At 45.9% G+C, this 5,930-nt stretch carries 6 protein-coding genes; all 6 read left to right on the forward strand.

The genetic code is table 11. The annotated features are described in order from the left end of the window. Positions 1–257 (forward strand): hypothetical protein (locus Q0241_RS09665; RefSeq protein ID WP_299376673.1); only part of this gene is annotated, 257 nt, incomplete at its 5' end. Positions 258–814: 557 nt separating this feature from the next. Further along, positions 815–1,282, forward strand: coding sequence for a division/cell wall cluster transcriptional repressor MraZ (locus Q0241_RS09670; RefSeq protein WP_299376676.1), 468 nt, complete (start codon positions 815–817; stop codon positions 1,280–1,282). Further along, positions 1,279–2,349, forward strand: coding sequence for a 16S rRNA (cytosine(1402)-N(4))-methyltransferase RsmH (gene rsmH, locus Q0241_RS09675; protein WP_299376680.1), 1,071 nt, complete (start codon positions 1,279–1,281; stop codon positions 2,347–2,349). Before Q0241_RS09670 ends, rsmH begins: the two co-directional genes overlap by 4 nt. Next, a complete protein-coding gene (locus tag Q0241_RS09680; protein ID WP_299376683.1) occupies positions 2,346–2,696 on the forward strand; it encodes a hypothetical protein in 351 nt (116 codons plus the stop codon). Before rsmH ends, Q0241_RS09680 begins: the two co-directional genes overlap by 4 nt. Then, positions 2,693–4,459, forward strand: a complete 1,767-nt coding sequence (locus tag Q0241_RS09685) for a penicillin-binding protein 2 (protein WP_299376686.1) — start codon at positions 2,693–2,695, stop codon at positions 4,457–4,459. Before Q0241_RS09680 ends, Q0241_RS09685 begins: the two co-directional genes overlap by 4 nt. Then, the coding region (locus Q0241_RS09690) for a UDP-N-acetylmuramoyl-L-alanyl-D-glutamate--2,6-diaminopimelate ligase (RefSeq protein ID WP_299376689.1) at positions 4,446–5,930 on the forward strand (1,485 nt) is incomplete at its 3' end. The genes Q0241_RS09685 and Q0241_RS09690, both read left to right, overlap by 14 nt.

Raw genomic sequence — 5,930 nt, forward strand, 5'->3', positions numbered from 1 at the left:
TTTTACTTTATTTAGTCGCCTTAAAATGGCATTACAACAATGCAGACTTCGAAGCAAACTCGTTAAAAACAAAACTTAAGAGAATTTTAGCAACCTGGATGTTAGCAACTTTTTTAGGGTTTTCGTATATTTTATCTGGAAAAGAAGTTTGCATTCCAATAGAAAAAACATTAGCCGCGTCTTTAGCGGCTATTTTTCCTCAAGAATTGTGTTGCTTCTTCTATACCTTGAATCTAGGATTTATCACAGAGCTCTAAATTCCTCTTTCAGCACTAATTTATGCATGAAAAAAAGGGGGATTAGTGAATCTAAAATTCACATTAACATGTTGAAGTCTTTGTTACCAGAAGGAGACCCAGATATCGAAGAAAGTTACAAAAAAATGTGTGGAAAGAAAGTCTTATATTTTAAAAGGTTTTTGGGTTGGATTATAAAAGAGAGAGGAGATAATACTAAAGGGATAGACCCACTTTTTTACGACTGTTTTTTCTATTATATAATTTGTTTGACATTTTATACAATTATTATATTTAATATCAATACAACTATAACCTTTTGAAATACAATTTAATTTATAATTTAAAAAATATTTCAAAATTTAGCTATAAAAAATAAGTAATTAACTATGTTTTAACCATACCCTGACACACCGGGAAACCATTGACACCCATCTCATCCCATGATATCCCAAAATATCCCATTTGTAATCAGAAACGACCCATTTCAGACCAAATCGGGAACATGGCAAGTCAAGAACGCAGGGGTGCGTTCTTAGATAGACCAATATCGGTCAATTCATTTTGGGGCGGAATCAGTGACCTTTTTTATAGGTACATTTGAAAACAAGGTAGACAAAAAGGGCCGCGTGTCGGTTCCGGCTACCTTTCGCCAAATGCTCGCCGACCAACCCTTTCAAGGAATTGTTATTTTTCGTTCCTATCGTGCCGATGCCCTAGAAGCAGCTGGTATGGATTTTATGCGTCGCCTCCATAAAAGCATGAGTTCCAACCTGGACCTGTTCTCTGATGAGCACGATGATCTTGCCACAGCCATCCTTGCGGACTCTCACCAACTTTCATTTGATGGTGATGGACGTATTCTTTTGCCGCCTGCACTGATCGCCCATGCCCAAATCAGCGATCGTGCCGCCTTTGTCGGCAAAGGTGACCTTTTCCAAGTCTGGAACCCAGACACGCTGGAACAGAAAAAACAGGAAGCCCGAGATCGCGCAAAAGCCCAGAAGCTGACAATTACACTTGATAGAGAAGGAGAAAACGGATGACCCCTCTTTTTTCCCCTCTCTCTATAAAAGGTCTAGTTTTCAGTTCAGAAGGCCCGTCCTCATCCGGCCCAGGCCTGAATGCCCAGCAAGACGGACATTACTCTGTCATGCTGCCGGAAATCATCGCTGTCCTGACCCCACAGGACAACGAAGTGTTTGTCGATGGCACCTTTGGTGCCGGCGGGTATAGTCGTGCAATTGCCCAACAAGCCGATTGTAAAGTCTTCGGCATAGATCGGGATCCTACGGCGCACGCGAATGCGAAAAAGCTTCCCGAAGTGATCACTGGCCAAATATCAACTCTTGCTGGCTGTTTTGGCGACATGCAATCGTTATTAAAACAAGCAGGTATCAACAAGGTTGATGGCATAACATTGGATCTTGGTGTTTCTTCCATGCAGCTGGATCAAGCAGAGCGCGGCTTTTCTTTTCAGGAAGACGGTCCGCTTGATATGCGCATGGACGGCCCTAATTCTGATCAACGGCCACCAGCGTCTCATATTGTCAATACATACGACGAAAAAGAGATCGCGGATATTCTGTATAAATACGGCGAAGAAAAAAAATCTCGTCTGATTGCACGTGCGATTGTGACCGATCGAGTTGAGAAACCTTTTGAAACGACACTGCAGCTCGCAGACCTCATTCGTCGCATCATCAGGCAAAAACCCAGAAAAGATGGCAAAAACATCCATCCCGCAACTCGTTCTTTTCAGGCCTTGCGCATTTTCGTTAATGACGAATTGGGTGAACTGGAACGTGGGCTAGAAGCAGCAGAACAGCTTCTAAATCCCGGCGGCCGATTGGCAATCGTATCTTTTCATTCTCTCGAAGATCGTATTGTTAAAAACTTCTTACGCGAACGCAGTGGGGGGACGCCGCAGGGCTCCCGTCATTCTCCGACGGTTGAGCCCGCGGCTCTGTGTAAGGCCCCTTTCTCCCTGCCGACAAAAAAAGCCATCGCACCCAGCGATAAAGAATGTAACGAAAATCCTCGTTCTCGTTCAGCCAAACTCCGCGTCGCAATTCGTACGGATGCCCCTTGCACACAAGGAGAAGCCGCATGAAAAACCTCGGCCTTACTATCTGGATTGTCGTTGGCACCGCGTGTGCAATCGTGCTTTTTCAAATCAAAGAAGAAGTAAATGCCCTTGAAGGACAATTGGCACAGGTAGAATCCCAGATCGAAAGAGATAAAGAAGCTATTCGTATTCTGCAGGCAGAGTGGAGCTATTTGAACCGTCCAGAGCGATTGGCCCGTCTGTCTTCTCAATATCTAGAACTCAAACCGCTTGATCCGGCGCAGATCGTTACATTGTCCGATATTCCTTATAAAGATCAAGAAGAGACACCCGGTACCAGCATCAAATTACCAAGCTCAGCAACCCCCGCCAGTGCAGAGGTGACAGAATGAGCGATTGGCGAGAAGATAACAAACAAGGTCGCCTGACCAACCTGAACAATCCCAAAACGCCCAAGGCAGTGATTACGCTGGATGGTCGTTTACGTCAGGCCCTCGAAACCGGGCGAACAAGATTGATTGTTGCTGGCGCCTTGATGGCGATGGCCTTTATGGTCATCTCTATCCGATTGGTGGATTTGACCCTTTTACAAGGCACAAAAACGAACACTAAAACAGCACAGGAAATTGACGAAGCCCCCCCTGTTCAAACGACCCGTGCAGATATTGTCGATCGTAACGGCATTGTTTTGGCAACAACGCTTCCAACGGCATCACTGTATGCTGAGCCAAGAAAAATTCCAAACCCAGAAGCCGCAACAAGAGTTCTAGCAGATATACTCCCAGAACTTTCCCAAGACAAACTGCTAAAAAAGCTATCATCAAATCGTGGCTTTATCTGGATCAAACGAAATCTAACGCCACGCCAACAATATGCCATTAACAACCTTGGTATTCCCGGACTAGAGTTCGAACAGGAACAACGCCGTTTTTATCCCCATGGCAGCCTTGGTGCTCATGTTATTGGCTTTACAAACGTCGACAACAAAGGCCTCGCCGGCATTGAACGCTCATTTGACCGGGTGTTACGCGAACACCCAGAGCCAATTCAGTTGAGCCTAGATCTACGCGTTCAACATATACTGCGCGAAGAAATGGCCCGCTCTATGAAAGAGTTCAGTGCCATTGGTGCCGCAGGTATCGTCATGGATGCAAACACTGGCGAAATAGTCTCTTCTGTATCACTCCCCAGCTTTGACCCCAGTAATCCGGGAACGGCGTCAGATGACGCACGTTTTAACCGCGCCACTTTGGGTATCTATGAAATGGGGTCAACGTTTAAACTACTGACCTCTGCAATGGCTCTGGATGAAGGCGTTGCCTCTGTCTATGACGGCTATGATGTCAGCAAACCCATCCGCGTATCTCGTTTTACCATTAACGATTACAAGCCCTTGAAGCGTTGGTTGTCTGTACCCGAAATTCTTATCTATTCCAGTAACATCGGCACAGTCCAAATGGCGATGGAAGTTGGAACAGAGGGACAACGTAAATATCTGTCGAACTTTGGCCTTTTGCGTCCAGCATCCGTCGAAATCAGCGAAGTTGGTACACCATTGGTTCCGTCACCTTGGCGTGAAATCAACACCATGACCATCTCTTATGGGCATGGTATTGCGGTAAGCCCCCTACAGCTAAGCTCGGCAATTTCCAGTCTGGTCAATGGTGGAACATTAAAACCTGCAACCTTCATCAAGCGCGCCAAGGATGATGCCCCCCTCGGGCGTCGTATCCTGAGTGAAAAAACGTCAGATTATATGCGTGATTTAATGCGGCTTGTTGTTTTGCATGGTTCAGGTAAAAACGCCAACGCCAAGGGATACCTTGTCGGCGGAAAAACAGGTACCGCAGACAAACTAAGAGGTGGGCGTTACGTAAAAAATTCACGTGTATCTTCTTTTGTTGCAGCATTTCCGATGAACAATCCCCGCTATGTTGTTTATGTCATGGTCGATGAGCCCAAAGGCACAAAAAAAACATATGGATTTGCAACGGGTGGCTGGGTCGCAGCGCCTGTTGTTAAACGCGTTATTGAAAGAATGGCTCCCCTTATGGGTATAGAGCCAGCGTATATTGAAGACGCAGATAACGTAGGTAATACAATTTTGAAAAAGGCCAAGGCCCGCATGGAAGGACGTAAGATTGCGGCTAGATGAACTGTTGTCGAAAATACCGGAAGAATTTCGTCCCTCATGCAGTGATGACAACAGGGAAATAACAGGACTTTGTCTTGATAGTAGAAAAATAAAAGAGAGTTCTCTTTTTGCAGCTCTTCCTTCTTCTGTAGAGAACGGCCCCGACGGTTTTGATTTCATCCCCCAGGCTATAGCATCTGGAGCGACAGCAATTCTTGTTTCTGCTACAAAAGATGCTGCTGCTTATGAAACGAAAGTCGCCGTGCTGAAAAGCAAAAATCCGCGACAAACAATTTCACTGTTGGCTGCTGCGTTTAGTAAAAACCAACCGGAAACACTGGTTGCAATTACAGGCACAAATGGCAAGACATCAATTGCCACTTTTACACGACAAATTTGGGAAGCACTTGGTCAAAAAGCTGCCAGTCTTGGTACCCTTGGCATTTACCCCCCTATCCCAAACGCGCCAGCAGCCTTGACAACACCTGACTCTATTGGCCTTTTCAACAGCCTCAAAGACCTTAGTGATCTTGGCTACAACCATCTGGCTTTGGAAGCATCTAGCCACGGTCTTGACCAATACCGTCTTGATGGCCTGCGCTTGAAAGCAGCAGCTTTCAGTAATCTCTCACAGGATCATCTGGATTATCATCCGGATATGATCAGTTATCTCGATGCCAAACTAAGGCTCTTTCGCGACTTGTTACCAACAGGTGCAGTCGCTGTTCTCAATGCTGATATGCCTGAATATGAAAAAATCGTCAAAATTTGCGCAGAGAGAAACCATCGTATTATTAGCTATGGACATAGTCCCAGCGACCTGCAAGTCACCAAACAAACCCCAACTGCTGACGGGCAAGATCTGACCTTATCCCTCTTTGGTGAGACGCACAAAATCACGCTTCCTTTGACTGGCAGTTTCCAAGCTTCAAATATCATGGCTGCAGTCGGCCTTGCAATTGGAACAGGTGCTGACCTAGAAAAAATCCTGACCGTTCTTCCTGCCTTGAAAGGCGTACCTGGTCGCGCCGAGAAAATTGGAAAAACAGCCAAGGGCGGCACGGTTTACGTAGATTTTGCCCATACCCCGGATGCTGTCGAAACCATCATTCAAGCGCTGCGCCCCCACACAACAGGTAAGCTTTCCATAATTGTCGGTTGTGGCGGAGATCGCGATCCGGGGAAACGTCCTTTGATGGGTGGTATTGCCGATAAATTGGCAGACCAAGCCTACATTACAGACGACAACCCCAGAACAGAAGATCCCGCAGCCATTCGTGCACAAGCAATGGCAGCTGCCCCAAACGCCATTGAAGTCGATGATCGGAAAAAAGCTATTTTCAGAGCTGTTTCAGACCTTAATGACGGGGATCTCCTTATTATTGCCGGAAAAGGTCATGAAAGCGGCCAAATTGTCGGCGATAAGGTACTTCCCTTTGATGATCGCATTGTTGCCCAAGAAGCAATAAATCATACGTTAGAAACCCGGAAT

This window comes from uncultured Kiloniella sp., assembly GCF_937128705.1.
In the GTDB taxonomy this organism is placed as follows: Bacteria; Pseudomonadota; Alphaproteobacteria; order Kiloniellales; family Kiloniellaceae; genus Kiloniella.